Raw genomic sequence first — 17,306 nt, forward strand, 5'->3', positions numbered from 1 at the left:
GGGCTCAGCGGCTGGTGAGCAGATCGACGAACTCGTCCGCCATCGCGAGCTGGGCGCTCAGCGCCTCGCGGCGCTCGCGGGCCTGCGCGACGAAGGCGTCGAGCTGCGCGCGGACCTCGGCCGGCGCGTCGTCGCCCTCGGCCTCGAGGGTGTCGATCACGCGGAGCAGCGCGGCCATCTCCTCCAGCGAGAAGCCGAGCGGCTTCATGCGGCGGATGAGGATCAGGCGGTCGTAGTCGGTGGACGTGTAGAGGCGGAAGCCGCCCTCGGTGCGGCCGGACGCCTTCACGAGGCCGATCTCGTCGTAGTGGCGCAGGGTCCGGAGCGAGAGGCCGGTCCGCTCGGCGAGCTCGCCGATGTGCATGGTGCCGATCCTGCTCACCCCTTCAGATCTACCCTTACGTGAGGGTAGGGTTGCCCGTGCTGCTGACACGCCTCTGCAAGCTTGGCATCCCCGCCCGCTTCCGCCGACCCGATGCCGCAGCCCTCCGCGCTCCTCGTCGAGCACCCCTCCCACTCCCTGGAGCCGCCGCGATGGCCCTCGCCTCGAAGACCCCTGCCCGCCCGCACGCCGAGCCCACCGTGATGACGGCGCTGCGCACCCCCCGCATCCTGACCCGCGAGGTCCTCGCCGGCCTCGTGGTCGCGCTCGCGCTCATCCCCGAGGCGATCTCGTTCTCGATCATCGCGGGCGTGGATCCGCGGGTCGGCCTCTTCTCGTCGTTCGTGATGGCCGTGTCGATCGCCTTCCTCGGCGGCCGCCCCGCGATGATCACCGCCGCCACCGGCGCCGTCGCCCTCGTGATCGCGCCCGTCGCCCGCGACTACGGGATGGACTACTTCATCGCGACGGTGATCCTCGCGGGCGTGCTCCAGATCGTGCTCGGGCTGCTCGGAGTGGCGAAGCTCATGCGCTTCATCCCCCGCAGCGTGATGGTCGGATTCGTGAACGCGCTGGCGATCCTGATCTTCTCGGCGCAGATCCCCAACCTGATCGGCGTGCCCTGGCTGGTCTACCCGCTGGTCGCCGTCGGCATCGTGATCATGGTCGTGATGCCGCGCCTGACGAAGGCCGTTCCGGCGCCTCTCGTCGCCATCGTCCTCATCACCGCGGCGGTCGTCGTCACGGCGGTCGCCGTCCCCACCGTGGGCGATCAGGGCGAGCTGCCCCGCAGCCTCCCCGAACTGTTCCTGCCGAACGTACCGCTGACCTGGGAGACCTTCACGACCATCGCGCCGTACGCCGTCGCGATGGCGCTCGTCGGACTCCTCGAGTCGCTGATGACCGCGAAGCTCGTCGACGACATCACCGACACCCCCTCCCGCAAGACCCGCGAGTCGCTCGGGCAGGGCGCCGCGAACGTGCTCTCCGGCCTGTTCGGCGGCATGGGCGGCTGCGCGATGATCGGCCAGACGATGATCAACGTGAAGGCGTCCGGCGCCCGCACCCGCATCTCGACCTTCCTCGCCGGCGTGTTCCTCCTGATCCTCGTCGTCGCGCTCGGCGACCTCGTCGCGATCATCCCGATGGCCGCGCTGGTCGCGGTGATGGTGATGGTGTCGGTGGCGACGTTCGACTGGCACAGCATCCGCCCGTCGACCCTGAAGCGGATGCCCGTCGGCGAGACGGTCGTCATGATCGCCACGGTCGTCGTGGTCGTCCTCACCCACAACCTGGCGATCGGAGTCGTCGTCGGCGTCCTCGCCGCCATGGTCGTCTTCGCCCGCCGGGTCGCCCACTTCGCCACCGTCGAGCGCACCCTCTCGGCCGACGGATCGACGGCCCACTACACGGTGACCGGCGAGCTGTTCTTCGCCTCCAGCAACGACCTGACCACGCAGTTCTCCTACGCGGAGGACCCCGCGCACGTCGTGATCGACCTCTCCGGCTCCCACATCTGGGACGCCTCGACCGTCGCCGCGCTGGACGCCGTCACCACCAAGTACGAGCGCCACGGCACCCGCGCCGTGATCGAGGGCATGAACGACGCCTCCACCCGGATGCACGGCCGCCTCGCCGGGAACCTCGGCGCGGGGCACTGAGGGCGGGGGCCGCGGGACCGCACGCGCAGCCCCTCAGAGCGGCGCGAGCACCAGCGACCAGAGCCAGCGCCCGCCGACGACCCGGTGCACGACCACGAACAGGGCGGTGATCGCGAGTCCGACCGGCAGCAGCACGGCGCCGGCCGCGAGGCGGTCGGCGGGCACGGCGAGCAGCAGGCCGAGCGGCACCGACGCGCAGGCTGCGACCAGCGCCGCGACGAGAGCGGCGCGGCGGTCCCGGGTCGGCTGCGGCACGACGCCGATCCGGCGCCGGACCAGCCAGTGGGCGAGGGCCCACGCGGCCGTGGTCCCGAGGGCGGTGCCGCCCGCGATCGCCGGCACGACGAGTTCGGCAGGCAGGAGGAGCCCGCCGACGAGCGCCCCCGCCGCGACGCCGACGGCCGAGACGACCTGGGTCGCCAGCGAGTCGCGGGCCCGACCCAGCGCGAACATCGCCCGGTTGAGGACGTAGGTCTGGCTGAAGCCGACCAGGCTCAGGGCGAGCAGCTGCAGGACTCCGCCGATCACCGGTGTGCCGAAGACGAGCTGCGTGAGCAGTGGCGCCGCCGCGACGAACAGGAGCGTCGCGAGCAGAGTGACGGCGAGCACCGCGTCCTCGGTCCGTCGGAGGTTCACCGCCGCGGCCGCCCGATCGCCGCGGTGCAGGTCCCGGCTGAGCGGCGTGAACATCGCCGTGGCGACGGAGACGACCAGGATGCCGTGCGGCAGCAGGAGCAGCAGCTGCGCGCTCGAGAAGGAGTTGAGGCTCGGCCCGTCGACGCCGGCGCGGTTCATGGCCTGGCCGGCCGCCGTCGCCGCGTTCGAGACGACGATGTACGACACCTCTGCGACGAGGGCGCCGAGGAACACCCAGACCGCGTCCCGCGACACTCCGCCGAGCCCGGCGACGCCGAAGCGCGGCCGCAGGCGGACGCCGACGGACCGCGAGAACGCGACCGCGATCACCCCCTGCACCACGATCGCCGCAGTGGCAGTGCCGCACAGGAGCGCCACCATCTCCGGCGTCCACTCGTCGGCGGGCGTCGACGCCGCCTCGGGGTGGATCAGGAGGAACACCGCGATCCCGAGCACCGAGATCACGTTCGCGCAGGCGGGCGCCCACGCGCCCGGCCCGTACTTCTCGGCGGAGTTGAGCAGCTGCGAGAAGACGGCGAAGACGATGTAGAAGAAGATCTGCGGCAGGCACCAGTAGGCCATCTGGGTGGCGAGCAGAGCCCAGTCGGCCGACCAGCCCCCGGCGTAGAGCCCGACGATCAGCGGCGCCGCGAGCGTGCAGGCGGCCGTGAGGAGCGCCGCTCCGCCGAGGCACACGGTGAGCAGCCGCTCGAGGGTCCGCACGCCCTCCGGTCCGTCGGCCCGCGCCCGGACCATCTGCGGCACGAGCACCGCGCCGAGCACCCCGCCCGCGATGAGCCCGTACAGGTAGGTGGGCGCGGAGTTCGCGACCTCGAACACCTGCCCGCCGACCGACGCGCTCGTGCCGCCGACCGCCACGATCAGGAGCGCCAGCCGGACGAACCCGAGGATCCGCGAGACGAACGACGCGACCACCATCCCCCCGGTCGCGCTGCGCATCCGGGCAGCATAGGCGGTGCGACCCGGGTCGCCACCGACCGCGGCGCCCACCGGGGTCGATGCGTCACGAACGGTCGTCACGGGCGCCGGATGGGGACCGATCGTGACGCATCGATCCCGAGGGGGGCGGGGTGGGAGGGCGAGCGGGCGGCGCTAGACGCGCACGGGCGCGACGGAGGCGCGGCGGATCAGCCGCGTCTCGAGCTCCATGCGGGTGGCCGAGGCTCCCGAGGCGAGCGGGGTCGCCGACCGGTGCGCCTGGTGCAGCATCCGGAAGGCGATGGCGCCCATCTCGCCGATGGGCTGCTGGATCGTGGTCATCGGCGGGGTCGCCCAGGCCGACTCCTCGACGTCGTCGAAGCCGATGACGCTGAGGTCGCGGGGGATGCGGAGGTCGGCGTCGTCGGCGGCCTCGTAGACGCCGAGCGCCATCACGTCGGAGCAGGCGAAGAAGGCGGTCGGCGCGTCCGGCTCGGCGAGCATCAGCCCGGCGGCCTCGCGGGCCAGCTCGCGGTCCCAGTCGCAGTAGGCGACGCGCGGATCCTCGACTCCGGCGGCGCGGAGCGCGGTGGTGAAGCCGTCGATCCGGGCGCTGCTGTAGAGCTGGGTGCGGGTGCCGCCGAGGACGCCGAAGCGGGTGTGGCCGGCGTCGAGCAGGTGCTCGGCGGCCATGCGGCCCCCGTCCCAGTTGGTCGCGCCGACGCTCGCGACGTCGGCCGGCGGCCGCGTGCTGGGGTCGACGACGACGACGGGCAGCTCGGCGGTGGTCAGCAGGTGCAGCTGCGCGGCCGAGACGTTGACCAGCACCACGATGGCGCCGAGCGAGGGGCGGCGGAGGAGGCGGCTGATCCAGGCGCCGTCGTCGCGGGCGCGGGTGAGCACCAGGTCGACCCCGGCGGCGGAGGCCTCGGCCTCGATCCCCTCGAGGACCGGGCCGATCCAGGTGCCGCCGATGTGGCCGACGACGACGTCGACGATCTGGGCGGAGTGCGGATCCTCGACCGGTGGGCGCAGACGCGGACGGCGGCGGTAGCCGAGCGCGTGCGCCGCCTCCATCACGCGCAGACGGGTCGCCTCCGAGACGTCGGTGCCGCCGTTGAGCACCTTCGAGACGGTGGGGACGCTGGTCCCGGCGCGCTCGGCGATGAGCGCCATGGTCGGGCGGGTGGTCGCTCCGGAGACGTCGTCGTGGTCGGGCATGTGCTCACCGTAGCGGATACCGACTTTCGCAACTGGACCGGCGCGCGGACGGCTTGCTCCCGCCGGGAACCGCGGTGCATGATGGTCGGACGCCGGGGCTCCCGCGCAGAAGTTGCGCAAGTCCTGTTCGATGACGAACCGCGGAGCGATCCGCCCGCACGTGAGGACGACGATGACCGACCACTCCCCGACCACTCCCGGCAAGACGGCCCTCGTCGTCCGAGGGGGCTGGGACGGCCACCAACCGGTCGAGGCGACCGAGCTGTTCCTGCCGTTCCTCCGCGACAACGGCTACGACGTGCGCGTCGAGGAGTCGACCGCCGTGTACGCCGACGAGGCGTACATGCGGACGGTCGACCTGATCGTGCAGTCGAACACGATGACCTCCATCCAGTGGGAGGAGTTCCTGGGCCTCCGCGCGGCGGTCGAGCGCGGCACAGGCCTCGCCGGCTGGCACGGCGGGATCGCCGACTCCTACCGCGACAACTCCGACTACCTGCAGCTGATCGGCGGCCAGTTCGCCTCGCACCCCGGCAAGCACCCGGACGAGCGCACCGGCGAGCAGTCGGACAACTACATGCCGCACACGATCGAGATGACGGCCCTCGCCGCCGACCACCCGATCACGCAGGGCATCTCCGACTTCGAGCTGGTCACGGAGCAGTACTGGGTGCTGCACGACGACTACAACGACGTGCTCGCCACGACCACGCAGGCCGTCCGCCCGTGGGACCCGTGGAAGCGCCCCATCACCTCCCCCGCGATCTGGACCCGCCTCTGGGGCGAGGGCCGCATCTTCGTCTCGACGCCGGGCCACCGCGTCGAGATCCTCCAGGACGACAACGTCCGCACGATCATCGAGAGGGGAATGCTGTGGGCGTCCCGCTGAGAGTCGGCATCATCGGCGTCGGGAAGATCAGCGAGCAGTACCTCGCGAACCTCCCGACCTTCCCCGGCCTCCGCCTCGTCGCGGTCGCCGACCTGAACCAGGAGCGGGCGCAGCAGGTCGCCGACGAGCAGGGCGTCCGCGCCCTCACCGTCGACGCGCTGATCGACGACCCGGAGATCGACGCGGTGCTGAACCTCACGATCCCGGCGGCGCACGTCGAGATCGGCACCCGCGCCCTGAAGGCGGGCAAGCACGTCTTCGCCGAGAAGCCGCTCGGGCTGAACCCGGCCGAGGCCGCGCCGATGCTCGACCTCGCGGACGAGCTGGGCCTGCGCTTCGCGAGCGCCCCGGACACGGTGCTCGGGACCGGCGTGCAGACCGCGCGCCTCACCCTCGACTCCGGCGCGATCGGCACCCCGATCGCCGCGCAGGTGCACTGGGCCGCTCCCGGCCACGAGCGCTGGCACCCGGCGCCCGAGTTCTACTACCAGCCCGGCGGCGGCCCGCTGCTGGACATGGGCCCGTACTACCTGACGGCGCTCGTGCACTTCTTCGGGCCGGTCGTCCGCGTCACGGGCCTGGCCACCCGCTCCGACCGCCCGCGCACGATCGAGACCGGGCCGAAGGCGGGCACGCCGATCGAGGTGACGATCGACACGCACATCACCGCGCTGCTCGAGCACGCGAGCGGAGTCGCCACGACCGTCACCGTGAGCTTCGAGGTCTGGCGCAGCCGGGCCCCGAAGTTCGAGGTCTACGGCACCGAGGGCACCATCTCGGTCCCGGATCCGAACATGTTCTCGGACCCGGTCGAGGTCGCCGTCCGCGACGAGGACTGGCGGGTCGTCCCCGACTCCGCCGGCGTGATCGACACCGGTCGCGGAGTGGGACTGGCCGACCTCGCGGAGGCGATCGCGGAGGACCGCCCGCACCGCGCCTCCGGCCGCGTGGCCCTGCACGTGCTCGAGATCATGGACGCCGTGCTCCGCTCGAACGAGGAGAAGGCGGTCGTGACGATCGCGAGCACCGCCGAGAAGCCCGACGTGATGCCGCTGCGCACGGCGGGCTCGATCGGCGCCTGACAGCGCCGGGGGGCGACGACGGGAGGCGGGGGATCGCCGCCAGCGCGTCGCTCCCCGTTCGGGGGTGACGGCGGGGCGCGACGCCGTAGACTCGGCGGATCGACGGTCCTCAGCCGCCGTCGCACGCGGAGGGGGATCGGCCGTGGCAGTCGGCTTCCGACGGAGCGGTGAGCTCCGCGCCCTCACACGCCCCCGGCTCCGGGCGGCCGGGGACCCGCTCTCCCCCGAGGACCACCGCTCCCGGCTGTCCGGCTGGCTCGGCATGCCCGGCGGGCCGGGTCTCGTGCGCCCCTCCGCCCTCGCTCCGGCGTGGGAGGCGCCCCTGCTCCGGCTCGTGCGCGCCGGGGCGCCGGCGGAGGACCTGCACGAGGCGACCACCGGCTCCCCCGAGGGCTCGCGCCTCGCGGCCGTCGTCGAGCTCGTCCGCGACGCCCTGCACTCCGCAGACGACGACCGCGCTCTGCGGCTCACCGGCTGGCTGGTGCGCATCCGCTACGACCCGTCGGCCGACTCCTTCCTCCGCCGCTACGGGATCGCGCTGACCGTCCGCCTGCCGCTGAGCGGCGGCCTCGACGTGGAGGTGCCGCTCGACGCCCCGGCGCTGCGCCTGCTCTACGCCGAGCTGGCGGCACCCACGGATCCGGCCGCGGCGGTCGTGGCGGTCGAGACCCTGGAGCCGTCGACCCTCGCGGCGTCGACGCTCGCCTCCCTCTACTCCGCCCGCCGACGCTGGAGCGACGTGGCCGAGTTCTCGGCACCCGTCGAGAACGTGGACGCCGCCTCCGCCGCGGTGCTCATCCGCCGCGGCGTCGCTCTACGCGAGCTCGGCCTGATCGAGGGCGCCCTCGAGGCGTTCGACCGCGTGGTGCGCCCGACCGTCACCAGCGCGCGTCCCGTGGAGCTGCGGGCGGAGGCGCTGCTCGAGCGCGCGAGCACGCTCCTCTCGGACGGGCGCACGGCTCCGGCTCGGCGCGATCTGGAGCGCGTGCTCTCCCGCTACCCGGACAGCGCCGCGGCGCACGAGCTGCTGGCGGTCACCGGGCGCTGACGCGACGGAGGGGCGCACCCTCTGCAGGATGCGCCCCTCCGGGGAGTGCGTCGGCTCAGTGCGTCGGCTCAGTGCGTCGGCTCAGCCCTCGGCCTTCGAGGGCTTGCCCTCGGCGGGCAGGACCTCGTGCGGGGTGTCGCGCTCGTCCTCGCCCTCGGCCTGCGACGGCTTGTCGGACTGGTCGTCCGGGTCCTCGACGGGGCTCGGGGTCTGGTCGCTCATCGGAGTCCCTCCGGCTCGTCGGACGTGGCGGACGGCTCGGGGTGCGCCTCGAACTCCATCCAGGCGCGGTCCAGATCGGCCTGCGCCGACTCGGGCTCGCTGGCGAAGTAGCCGTCGTAGATCGCGCGGCCGCCGTGCTCGGGCAGGTCGTCGCGACCGCCGAAGGCCTGCGCGAAGCGGCCGACCTCGTCGTCCCTCTTCTGCTGATCCCGCAACCAGGCGGGGAAGGTCTGCGTCATGGTGACACCTCTCTCTCCTGCCCTCCAGCCAATCGCCGGCCGCGGATCCGGGCAAGCCCTTCCGCCGCGGGCCCCGAGGGGCCAGGCTCCGCCCTGGAGAAGCGGCGCTCCGCCCTGGAGGAGCGGGGCTCCGCCCTGGAGGAGCGGGGCTCCGCCCTGGAGGAGCGGCGCTCCGCCCTCTAGAGGACATGTCCGCTACAGGGCGCCCCCGCCCCCGCCGCGGAGGAGAGCCGGCCCCTAGCGTGAGCCCGTGACCGACCCCGCTTCTCCGCGCCCCGCCAGCACCGCCGCGGGCCTGCGCCGCACTCTGCTCGCTCTGACCGCGACCGTCGCCCTGCTCGCCGGCACCGCGGCTCCCCTCGCCTCCGCCGAGCCGGACCCGGTGCCGGTCGGGAACGACCACCTCCTCAACGGCGTCGCCGCCTGGGGGCGCTACCTCAACGGGGAGTGGGACGTGCCGGCGGGCATGTCCGACCTCACGGACGTCGCGAGCAGCTACAGCCACACCCTCGCGCTCCACACCGACGGCACCGTCGAGGCCTGGGGAGCGGATCTGGAGGGCGAGCGGGACGTGCCGGCCGGGCTCGGCGAGGTGACGGCGATCACGACCGGGTACCTCCACAGCATCGCCCTCACGATGGAGGGGACGGTCGTCGCGTGGGGCGACGACCGTCAGGGCCAGACCGACGTCCCGGCCGGACTCGGCGGCGTGACCGCCGTCGCCGCGGGCAGCTACCACACCCTCGCTCTGCGGGGCGACGGGACCGTGGCGGCCTGGGGCTCGGATCGGTTCGGAGCGACCGACGTGCCGGCGGGTCTCTCCGGAGTGGTCGCGATCGCCGCGGGCGGCTGGAACAGCCTCGCGCTGCGCGCCGACGGGACCGTCGTGGCGTGGGGCGGCGACGACAGGGGCGCGTACACCGCCCCGGCAGGCCTCCGCGACGTCGTCGCCGTGTCGGTCAGCTACTCCCACAGCCTCGCCCTGAAGCGGGACGGCACCGTCGTCACCTGGGGAGACCCCGCCGACTCCGGCTTGCCGCAGGTCCCGGCCGATCTCGGCGGCATCACCGCGATCGCCGCCGGCATCGGCTTCAGCGTCCTGCTGACGTCCGACGGGACCGTCGTCTCCCTGCACCCCGACGGCGACACGGAGCTGGACGTCCCGGCCGGGATCACCGGCGCCACCGGCATCGCGGTCGGCTTCAACCACGCCTTCGCGATCGGCCCGCTGCCGACCCTCACCGCCGACACCGCCGAGACGCTCGTCAAGACCGGGACCCGCTACTCCGCGACCTTCACGGCGTCCGGCCCGGCTGCGACCTTCGAGGTCTCGTCCGGCGCCCTTCCCGCGGGGGTGGCCCTCTCGCCGGAGGGCGTCGTCTCGGGCAGGCCGACCACCGCAGGCGACTCCACCTTCACGGTGAGCGCGCGGGACGCGTACGGCACCACGGCCGGCGTGCCGCACACGGTCACCGTGGTCCCCGCGAACACCCCGCCCGTCGTGACGGTCGCCTCCGCCACCGACGGCGCCTCCTACGAGAAGGGCTCGGAGCCGAGGGCCGCCTGCGCGATCACGGATGCGGAGAGCGGAACGTTCAGCGAAGAGGCCGTCGTCACCGGCACGCTCGTGAACGGCCTCGGCACCCGCACGGCGACCTGCACCTGGACCGACCCCGGAGGACTGACCACGACCGCCACCGCGACCTACCGGATCGTCGACACCGGCGTCCCCACCATCGCCGCGACGACCACGCCGACGGCTCCGAACGCCGCGGGCTGGTTCCGCTCCCCCGTCTCCGTCGGCTTCTCCTGCGCCGACGGCAGCGGCTCCGGGATCCGCAGCTGCACCCCCGCGCGGATCCTGCGCGAGGGCCCCGGCCAGAGCGTCACCGGCACCGCCGTCGACAACGCGGGCAACCGCGCCACGACGACCCGCAGCGGCATCGCCATCGACACCACGAAGCCGCAGCTCTCGTTCACGTCGAGGCCCGAGGGGTCCTACCCCTTCGGCACGGTGCTCCCGGAGCCGCGCTGCCTCGCGGACGACGCGCTCTCGGGCCTCACCGGCGCCTGCGTGATCACGGGCGGCGGCCGCTCCGTCGGTCCGCACGTGTACCGGGCGACCGCGACCGACCGGGCGGGCAACGTCTCGACCCTCACCGCGTCCTACACCGTGACCCCGTGGACGATCGGCGGGCTCAGCACCTCGGTGAAGAGCGTGGCCGCCGGAGCCGCGACCGGCATGACGTTCCAGGTGACCTCGACGTCCTCCGCGGGAACGTTCCGCCACTCCGCCCTCGCCGACGTGCGCAGCGTCACGCAGAAGCAGACCTCCTGCACCGCCGGCGCCGTCCTCACCGGAGCGCCGACGACCACCCTGACCGGACGCCTCCGCTACGACACCGCGACGAACCGCTACGTGAAGGCGTGGACGGTGCCCGCGAAGCGGGGCACCTGCTGGACGCTGACGGTCACGACGGCGGACGGCAGCACGGGGAGCGCCCGGTACTCGGTGAAGTAGCGGTGCCGGACGGCCGCCGCGGTCCGGTCAGGCTCCCGCCGCGGCGTACCGCTCCGCGAGCACGCGGAACGCGGCGGCCAGCTCGGGCGGCTCGGCCCCGGCCATCGGAGCGTCGAACCGGCCGAACGACGCGGCGAGCGCCTGCCACGACCAGGCGCCGAGGGCGAGTCGGCAGCCCGCGTCGCCGAGGTCCTCCACCTCCCCGTCGCCCGCGTAGGGCAGGACCTCGGCGGCGGGCGCCTCCAGCACCACCGAGCCGCGGCACGGCCACCCCTCCCCGGGCGCTCCGCCGCGGAACCGCGCCTCCAGGAACTCGGCGGGACTCCCGCCCGGCAGCACCCGGCGGCGGAAGCGAGCCCCGCGGGGCGAGCGCGGCTCGAGCCGGTCGACGCGGAACACCCGCCAGTCGTCGCGGTCGAGGTCGAAGCCGATGAGGTACCAGCGGCCCTGACGCGCGACCAGGTGGTGGGGCTCGACGCGGCGCACCGCCTCCGCGTACGCGAAGCGGAGCACCTCCGAGGCCCGGACGGCCGCCGCGACCGCGACCAGCCGCTCCGGAGGGACTGCGGGGGCCGGCGCCGCCGCGACCGTGAAGCGCAGCGCATCAGCTCGGGGCCGGAGCCGGGCGGGCAGGACCTGCCGCACCGTCGCCAGCGCACGGGCCGACGCCTCCTCGAGCCCCGCGATCGGCGCGCGCAGGGCGGCGGTGAGGGCGAGCACCTGCTCGTCGTCGAAGAGCAGCGGCGGGAGCTCGGCGCCGGCCTCGAGCCGGTACCCGCCGTCGGGGCCCTTCGCCGCGTCGATCCGGTAGCCCATCGTGCGGAGTCGGTCGACGTCGCGACGCACCGTGCGCGGCGCGATCCCCAGGCGCTCGGCGAGCACTCCGCCCGGCCAGTCGCGGCGGGTCTGCAGGAGGGAGAGGAGCAGGAGGAGCCGCTCGGTCGTCGTGGGCACGTCCCGAGGGTATTCCGAGAAGAGGACCGTTCCCGTCCTCTTCTCCTGGGAGCGTCGGGGCACCGGGTGATCGACCCGGCACGACTGCGAGGAGCGCACGATGAGCATCACCACGACGACCCACCTCAACTTCCGCGGACAGGCCCGCGAGGCGCTGGAGTTCTACGCCTCGGTCACGGGAGGCCGGGTCGACGCGATGTCCTACGCGGACGCGAACGCTGTCACCTCGCCCGACGAGGCCGACCAGCTGATGTGGGGCCAGGTCGTCTCCGAGGCCGGCTTCCGCGTCATGGCGTACGACGTCCCCGCGCACACGGCTTACGACCCGGGCACGATCCCGGTGTTCGTGTCGCTGCGCGGCTCCGACGCCGACGAGCTGCACCGCCTCTGGGACGGCCTCTCGGAGGGGGCGGCGGTCGTCGTGCCCCTGGCCCCGGCGGCCTGGTCGCCCCTCTACGGGATGCTGCGCGACCGCTTCGGAGTGACGTTCGTCGTCGACCTCGAGGTCGCCTGGGGCTGAGGCCCGCGGGCTCGGCGGCGGCGCGCGTCCCACTGCGGACGCGCCGGCCGCCGACTCGGTACGCTCAGCACCGGATCCGGTCGGAGGGACGCTGCATGCTGGAGACGATCTCCGAGGCCCTCTCGCTTGTCACCCTCCCCCTCGGCGTGCTGTTCCTGCTCGCCGCGTTCGTCGCGGCGCTGATCGACGGACGCTGGCTGACGACGACCGCCTACCTCGAGGAGGGTCCGCCCCTCGCGCTGCACTGGGTGACCCGGGCCGGCGAGGTGCGATCGCGTCCGCTGTCCGCCGGGGACCCGCTGACGCCGACACGGTCGGACCAGCGGGAGGTGCACTACCGCGAGGAGGATCCGCACCGCATCCGCCTGCACCGGTGGAGCGACGCGGTGCGGGCGCTGCGCCTGACCGGCCTGATCCTGCTCGGGGCGGGCGTCGTCCTCGGGATCCTGTCGACGGTGCTGGCGGTCCTCGCCTAGGCGGCCCCGCGTGCGCGAGGATCGGACCCGTGGATGCGGAACGGGTTCTCGGAGACGGTCGGGCCGACGGGGTGTGGTGCCGGCTCGGGGAGCCGCTGACGGTCGCGCAGATCGCGCGCGGCGGGCCGGCGTGGCTGTGCCTGGACGCGCAGCACGGCGCGTTCGACGACGCCGCGGTCCTCGCCTCCCTTCGCGCACTCGGCGCCGTGAGCGGGAGGCCGCCCGTCGGCGTCCGGGTCGCGGGGCTCTCCGACGCGCTGATCGGCAGGGCGCTCGACGCCGGAGCGGACGTCGTCGTCGTCCCGATGATCGAGACGGTCGAGGAGGCGCTCGCGGCCGTCCGCGCCGCGCACTACCCGCCGCTCGGCCGCCGCAGCTGGGGGCCGATGTCCGATCTCTGGGGCGCCGCTCCCCCGTCGGCCGCCGAGGCGCGCACCGCGCTCTGGGTCATGATCGAGACGCAGGCCGGTCTCGACGCCGTCGATCGGATTCTCGCGGTGCCGGGCGTGAGCGGAGTCTTCGTCGGCCCGTTCGACCTCGCGATCGGCCTCGGCCGGGACCTGTCCGACCTGCTCGCCGCCGACGGTCCGGACGACCCGCTGCCGAGGATCGCCGCGGCGGCCCGGCGCGCGGGCAAGGGCGCCGGGGCCTACGCGGGCGACCGCGAGCGCGCCGGGCTGCTGCGAGCGCTCGGCTTCCCGAGGGTCGCGGTCGCGACGGATCAGTCGCTGATCGCGCTCGGCACCGCGGCGGCGCTCGACGCGGACGCCGCCGACTCCGGCTGCTGAGCCAGAGACCGGGAACGGGGCCGGCCGCCGGTCACCGGCGAGCGCTTCCGCCGGGGGGACGCACGGGCTCCGGCGGCTCGGGGACGAAGCGGAGGCCGCCGGCGGAGTTCGCGAGATCGGTGAGCGCCGCGATCCAGGCGGGGTTGATGCGGGGCATGCGGCCGCCGGCGTAGGTGTAGCGGAGCGTGTGCGAGGGGTGCAGCCAGATCGCGCTGCGGCCGTCGCTCATCCCGTTCTCGTCGCGCCAGGTGAGCAGGCACGACTCCCCCCGGCGCAGCTTCGCGGTGAGGACGATCTGCAGGTGGGCGAGCACCCGGTCCTCGACGTCGATCTCGACCGATCCGTCGTAGTGCAGCTTCCCCATCGGCGTCTCCCGGCCTCGTCCTCGGAGGACGGGCGCGCCTCCGGCCCACCATCCTCGGGTGTCGTCCAGTGACCAGTTCGGGGCGGCGACAACCGGCGGATCAGCTGGTATCGGCGGATCCGCTGGTCTCGACGGGGCGGGGCTCAGGCCGGCGGGTTCGCCGCCATGAAGTCGCGCATCGGCAGCAGGTTCTGGAGAGGCGCGAAGTACCCGAAGCGGGGCAGGTCGAAGACCACTCCCGCGACTCCGGAGGACCCCATAGCCGCGATCCACTCGAGCGCGGCCGGCATCGGCACCTTCAGCACGCGCGACGCGTCCTCGTCGGAGAGGCCGGCGTGCAGCGCCCCGGCGCGGGCGCGCTCCCCCGTGGTGAAGGCGAAGACCATCGGCCCCGACTCCAGGCCGCCGACGAAGGGGGTGGGCGCGTCGTCCGGCCCCCGCGCGATGAAGCACCACATCGGCAGGGCGTAGACGCTGCGCCAGAGCGCGTCCATCGCGGCGAAGCTCTCGGGGTCGGCGCGCAGGGCCTCCGCCCGGGCGTCGATCTCGACGGTCGGATCCATGGGGCTCCCCTCGGCGCCGGCGATCGGCGCGGACCTCCACGCTAACGATGCTCCCGCTGGGCCGCACCCGCGATCGATCCGTCAGCAGCGGCCCGTCCCCGCGGCGGGCACGGGCCGCAGACGACGGATCGATGCGGCCGCGGCCCGCTCAGGCCGTCGCGTGCAGCGCGGCGTACGCGCCGCCCGTCGCGAGCAGCTCATCGTGCGTCCCCTGCTCCACGACGCGCCCCTCGCTGAGCACCACGATCCGGTCGGCCGTGCGGACGGTGCTCAGGCGGTGGGCGACGATCAGCGTCGTGCGCCCCTCGCGCAGCCGGTCGAGGGCGAGCCGGACCTCGCGCTCGGTGCGCGGATCGAGTGCGGCGGTCGCCTCGTCGAGCACGAGCAGACGGGGGTCGCGGATCAGGGCCCGCGCGATCGCGAGGCGCTGGCGCTGGCCTCCCGACAGCAGGGCGCCCCGCTCCCCCACGACCGTGTCCCAGCCGTCGGGCAGCTCGAGGACGAACTCCGCGTTCGCCGCCCGCAGCGCCGCCTCGAGCCGGTGGTCGTCGGCGTCCGCTGTCCCGTAGAGCACGTTGTCGCGGATGCTGCCGCGGAAGAGCACCGACTCCTGCGGCACGACCGAGACGAAGCGGCGGGCCGTGCGCATGTCGAGGGCGGCGATGTCACGGCCGTCGAGCAGCACGCGGCCCTGCGAGGGGCGGACGAATCCGAGGACCACCCGGGTCAGCGTCGACTTCCCCGAGCCGGAGGGGCCGACGAAGGCCACGGTCTCCCCCGGGGCGATCCGGAGCGACACGTCGTGCAGCACGCGCCGGTCGCCGTAGTCGACGCTCACCCGGTCGAGCTCGACTCCTCCGGCGAGGGCGTCGACGACCGGCTCGCCCTCGTTGTGCTCCACGTCGGGGTCTGCCAGGACCTCGGCTATCGAGCGGCGCGACTCGAGGCCGCGGGTGACCAGCGGAGCAGTCTGGAACGCCGCCGTGATCGTCCCGGTGAGCAGCGCGAAGTAGGAGCTCAGCAGCACGACCTCGCCGACCGTCACCGGCAGGACGCCCGTCATCGCGATGACGGATGCGCCGAAGAGCGAGCCGAGCGTGATGAGCTGGTAGCTGCTCCACGACAGCGCCCCGAAGCGCCCGTTCAGGCGGTCGAGGGCGACGCCCGCCCGCTCGACGCGGCGGGCGGCCTCCACCACCCGCTGGACCGAGACCTTCTCGAGGCCGTGGGCGCGGGTGACCTCGAGGAGCGCGGACATCTCGCCGACGGTGCCGGACATCGTCTCGACGTGGCGCCGGAACGCCTCGTTGCCGGCCGCTGTCCGCCGACGGAGCCAGAGCACGAGTGCGGCCGCGAGCGGGACGGTCAGCGCGAACACCAGCAGGAACTGCGGCACCCTCGTGCCCGTCGCCACTCCGGCTCCGACGAGCACCACCAGCGCTGTCAGCACCGGCCCGAAGGCCTGCTGCAGCATCAGCTCGAGGTTCTCGACGTCGCGCACCACCTTCGTCTGGGCGATGGAGGCGCTGCCTCGCGAGTGGTAGTCGAGCGAGAGGCTCTGCAGCCGCTCGGCGAGCGCCTCCCGCAGCCGCAGGCCCAGCGCGCGGACGGCGGACGAGGAGAGCCGCACGTAGACCGCGTTCGCCCCGATGTTCGCGAGGATCGTCGCCGCGGCGGCCGCGGCCGGCACGACGAGCGCCGATGGCGACCGGCCGTCGACGAGGGCGTCGACCACGGCGGCGGTGACGAGCGGCAGGATCCACAGCGGGCTGTCCTTGACGACGTAGGCGAGCGCCGCCCCGACGACCCGGTGCCGCAACGGGCGCAGGGCCGAGCGGAGCGGATGCTCGGAGGAGATGCCGCTCACGGCACGAGGGCGGGCTCGCGCGCCGCCGCCGTCGATCGGAGGATCAGGGCGGCCGCGCCGATCAGAGGCCCCTCCCCGCCGAGCCCGGACGGGCGGACGTCGAGACCGCGGGCGTAGTCCAGGACAGCGTGCTCCCGGGCGCTCGCCTGCACGAGGTGGAGGTAGTCGCGGGTCACGCCCGCGAAACCGCCGCCGACGGCGAAGTCGTGCACGTCGAGCAGGGTCGCCGCGCCCGCGATCGCCGTGCCGACGGCCTCGGCGGAGCGGCGGACCGCGGACAGGGCCACGGCGTCGCCGTCCGCGGCCGCGCGCCCGAGCTCCTCCCCGGTGCTCCCGGCGAAGCCCCGGCGCCGGGCCCAGGCGACGGTGCTCGGTCCGGAGGCGATGCTCTCGAGCGTCCCGTCGCTCCCCTCCTCGGGGTCGGCGTCGGCGACGTGCACCTGGCCCAGGTGGCCGGCGTTGCCGGAGCGGCCCGCCAGCACCCGGCCGTCGAGGACGATCCCGCCGCCGATCCCGGTCGACACGACGAGGCTCACCGAGGAGACGGCGCCCCGGTTGGCCCCGTACCAGTGCTCGGCGAGGGCGATGCAGGTCCCGTCGAGGCGCAGCTCGACCGGCCGACCGGGCACGAGCCGCTCGAGCGCCTCCCGGAGCGGGACGCCGTGGAGCAGCGGGAGGTTCTTCGGTCGGATCCGGCCGCCGTCGAGGTCGATCGGCCCCGCGGATCCGGCGCCGACGCCGACGACGTCCGCCCCGGCCGTCGAGGCGGCGACGCACTCCGCGAGCGCCCGCTCGAACTCCTCAGGAGTCAGGGCGGGGCCGGTCGCGCGCCGGTGCCGCGTGCCGGGCACGAGCCCGCCCCCGGCGTCGACGAGGGCGGTCTCGATCTTCGTGCCGCCGACGTCGACGGCCAGGGCGGGCTGCGTGCTCACCG

The 17,306-nt window shown here is 74.2% G+C and carries 18 protein-coding genes; 8 read left to right on the forward strand and 10 right to left on the reverse strand.

The features are described 5' to 3' along the window. Positions 1–4: 4 nt before the first annotated feature. Positions 5–364 (reverse strand): MerR family DNA-binding transcriptional regulator, encoded by a 360-nt coding sequence (locus C5D50_RS02270; protein ID WP_104282598.1) that lies wholly within the window; start codon positions 362–364, stop codon positions 5–7. Positions 365–534: 170 nt separating this feature from the next. On the opposite strand from C5D50_RS02270, the gene C5D50_RS02275 reads away from it, so the two are divergent. Continuing rightward, positions 535–2,043 carry a SulP family inorganic anion transporter gene (locus C5D50_RS02275; protein WP_104227143.1) on the forward strand — a complete coding sequence of 503 codons (1,509 nt, stop codon included), beginning with the start codon at positions 535–537 and terminating at the stop codon, positions 2,041–2,043. A 33-nt stretch (positions 2,044–2,076) separates the two neighbouring features. On the opposite strand, the gene murJ is transcribed toward C5D50_RS02275, so the two are convergent. Together murJ and C5D50_RS02285 are read right to left on the reverse strand one after the other, a co-directional pair. Further along, positions 2,077–3,639, reverse strand: a complete 1,563-nt coding sequence (gene murJ, locus C5D50_RS02280) for a murein biosynthesis integral membrane protein MurJ (protein ID WP_104255955.1) — start codon at positions 3,637–3,639, stop codon at positions 2,077–2,079. 153 nt (positions 3,640–3,792) lie between these two features. Beyond that, the gene (locus tag C5D50_RS02285; RefSeq protein ID WP_104282599.1) at positions 3,793–4,839 is read right to left on the reverse strand and encodes a LacI family DNA-binding transcriptional regulator; all 1,047 of its coding nucleotides are present in this window, start codon (positions 4,837–4,839) and stop codon (positions 3,793–3,795) included. Positions 4,840–5,011: 172 nt separating this feature from the next. Between C5D50_RS02285 and C5D50_RS02290 the strand changes: the two genes are divergently transcribed. The 3 genes from C5D50_RS02290 (at position 5,012) to C5D50_RS02300 (ending at position 7,858) form a co-directional block, all read left to right on the forward strand. Next, positions 5,012–5,728 (forward strand): ThuA domain-containing protein, encoded by a 717-nt coding sequence (locus C5D50_RS02290; RefSeq protein WP_104224320.1) that lies wholly within the window; start codon positions 5,012–5,014, stop codon positions 5,726–5,728. Then, complete coding sequence (locus C5D50_RS02295; RefSeq protein ID WP_104255953.1) at positions 5,713–6,810, forward strand: Gfo/Idh/MocA family protein; 1,098 nt, start codon at positions 5,713–5,715, stop codon at positions 6,808–6,810. Before C5D50_RS02290 ends, C5D50_RS02295 begins: the two co-directional genes overlap by 16 nt. Before the next feature lie 142 nt (positions 6,811–6,952). Beyond that, complete coding sequence (locus tag C5D50_RS02300; RefSeq protein WP_104282600.1) at positions 6,953–7,858, forward strand: tol-pal system YbgF family protein; 906 nt, start codon at positions 6,953–6,955, stop codon at positions 7,856–7,858. A gap of 81 nt (positions 7,859–7,939) precedes the next feature. On the opposite strand, the gene C5D50_RS16450 is transcribed toward C5D50_RS02300, so the two are convergent. Further along, positions 7,940–8,080: a hypothetical protein gene (locus C5D50_RS16450; protein ID WP_159940045.1), complete on the reverse strand. Its 141-nt coding sequence runs from the start codon at positions 8,078–8,080 to the stop codon at positions 7,940–7,942. Next, positions 8,077–8,319, reverse strand: coding sequence for a hypothetical protein (locus tag C5D50_RS02305; protein WP_104227148.1), 243 nt, complete (start codon positions 8,317–8,319; stop codon positions 8,077–8,079). The genes C5D50_RS16450 and C5D50_RS02305 overlap by 4 nt, the downstream gene beginning before the upstream one ends. Before the next feature lie 250 nt (positions 8,320–8,569). Between C5D50_RS02305 and C5D50_RS02310 the strand changes: the two genes are divergently transcribed. Further along, positions 8,570–10,840, forward strand: a complete 2,271-nt coding sequence (locus tag C5D50_RS02310) for a PxKF domain-containing protein (protein ID WP_104282601.1) — start codon at positions 8,570–8,572, stop codon at positions 10,838–10,840. A 27-nt stretch (positions 10,841–10,867) separates the two neighbouring features. Here C5D50_RS02310 and C5D50_RS02315 read toward each other — a convergent pair whose 3' ends face one another. Beyond that, positions 10,868–11,794 (reverse strand): YafY family protein, encoded by a 927-nt coding sequence (locus tag C5D50_RS02315; protein WP_258069532.1) that lies wholly within the window; start codon positions 11,792–11,794, stop codon positions 10,868–10,870. Positions 11,795–11,894: 100 nt separating this feature from the next. Here C5D50_RS02315 and C5D50_RS02320 point away from each other — a divergent pair, with 100 nt between their 5' ends. The 3 genes from C5D50_RS02320 to C5D50_RS16460 all read left to right on the forward strand — a co-directional run bounded on the left by C5D50_RS02320 (position 11,895) and on the right by C5D50_RS16460 (position 13,578). Further along, entirely contained in the window at positions 11,895–12,314 is a 420-nt protein-coding gene (locus C5D50_RS02320; RefSeq protein WP_104251003.1) for a VOC family protein, read from the forward strand. A 95-nt stretch (positions 12,315–12,409) separates the two neighbouring features. Continuing rightward, the gene (locus C5D50_RS16455) at positions 12,410–12,790 is read left to right on the forward strand and encodes a hypothetical protein (protein ID WP_159940051.1); all 381 of its coding nucleotides are present in this window, start codon (positions 12,410–12,412) and stop codon (positions 12,788–12,790) included. Between the two features lie 29 nt (positions 12,791–12,819). After that, positions 12,820–13,578 carry an HpcH/HpaI aldolase/citrate lyase family protein gene (locus C5D50_RS16460; RefSeq protein WP_159940053.1) on the forward strand — a complete coding sequence of 253 codons (759 nt, stop codon included), beginning with the start codon at positions 12,820–12,822 and terminating at the stop codon, positions 13,576–13,578. 31 nt (positions 13,579–13,609) lie between these two features. Here the strand turns inward: C5D50_RS16460 and C5D50_RS02330 are convergent, their stop codons facing one another. The 4 genes from C5D50_RS02330 to C5D50_RS02345 form a co-directional block, all read right to left on the reverse strand. After that, complete coding sequence (locus C5D50_RS02330) at positions 13,610–13,942, reverse strand: ATP-dependent DNA ligase (RefSeq protein ID WP_104282604.1); 333 nt, start codon at positions 13,940–13,942, stop codon at positions 13,610–13,612. A gap of 143 nt (positions 13,943–14,085) precedes the next feature. Beyond that, a complete protein-coding gene (locus tag C5D50_RS02335) occupies positions 14,086–14,505 on the reverse strand; it encodes a hypothetical protein (RefSeq protein WP_104282605.1) in 420 nt (139 codons plus the stop codon). 148 nt (positions 14,506–14,653) lie between these two features. Further along, positions 14,654–16,372: an ABC transporter ATP-binding protein gene (locus C5D50_RS02340; protein WP_104282606.1), complete on the reverse strand. Its 1,719-nt coding sequence runs from the start codon at positions 16,370–16,372 to the stop codon at positions 14,654–14,656. After that, entirely contained in the window at positions 16,369–17,304 is a 936-nt protein-coding gene (locus tag C5D50_RS02345) for an ROK family protein (RefSeq protein WP_104238483.1), read from the reverse strand. The genes C5D50_RS02340 and C5D50_RS02345 overlap by 4 nt, the downstream gene beginning before the upstream one ends. Positions 17,305–17,306: the final 2 nt, after the last annotated feature.

Source organism: Rathayibacter sp. RFBD1, from assembly GCF_002932915.1.
Lineage (GTDB): Bacteria > Actinomycetota > Actinomycetes > Actinomycetales > Microbacteriaceae > Rathayibacter.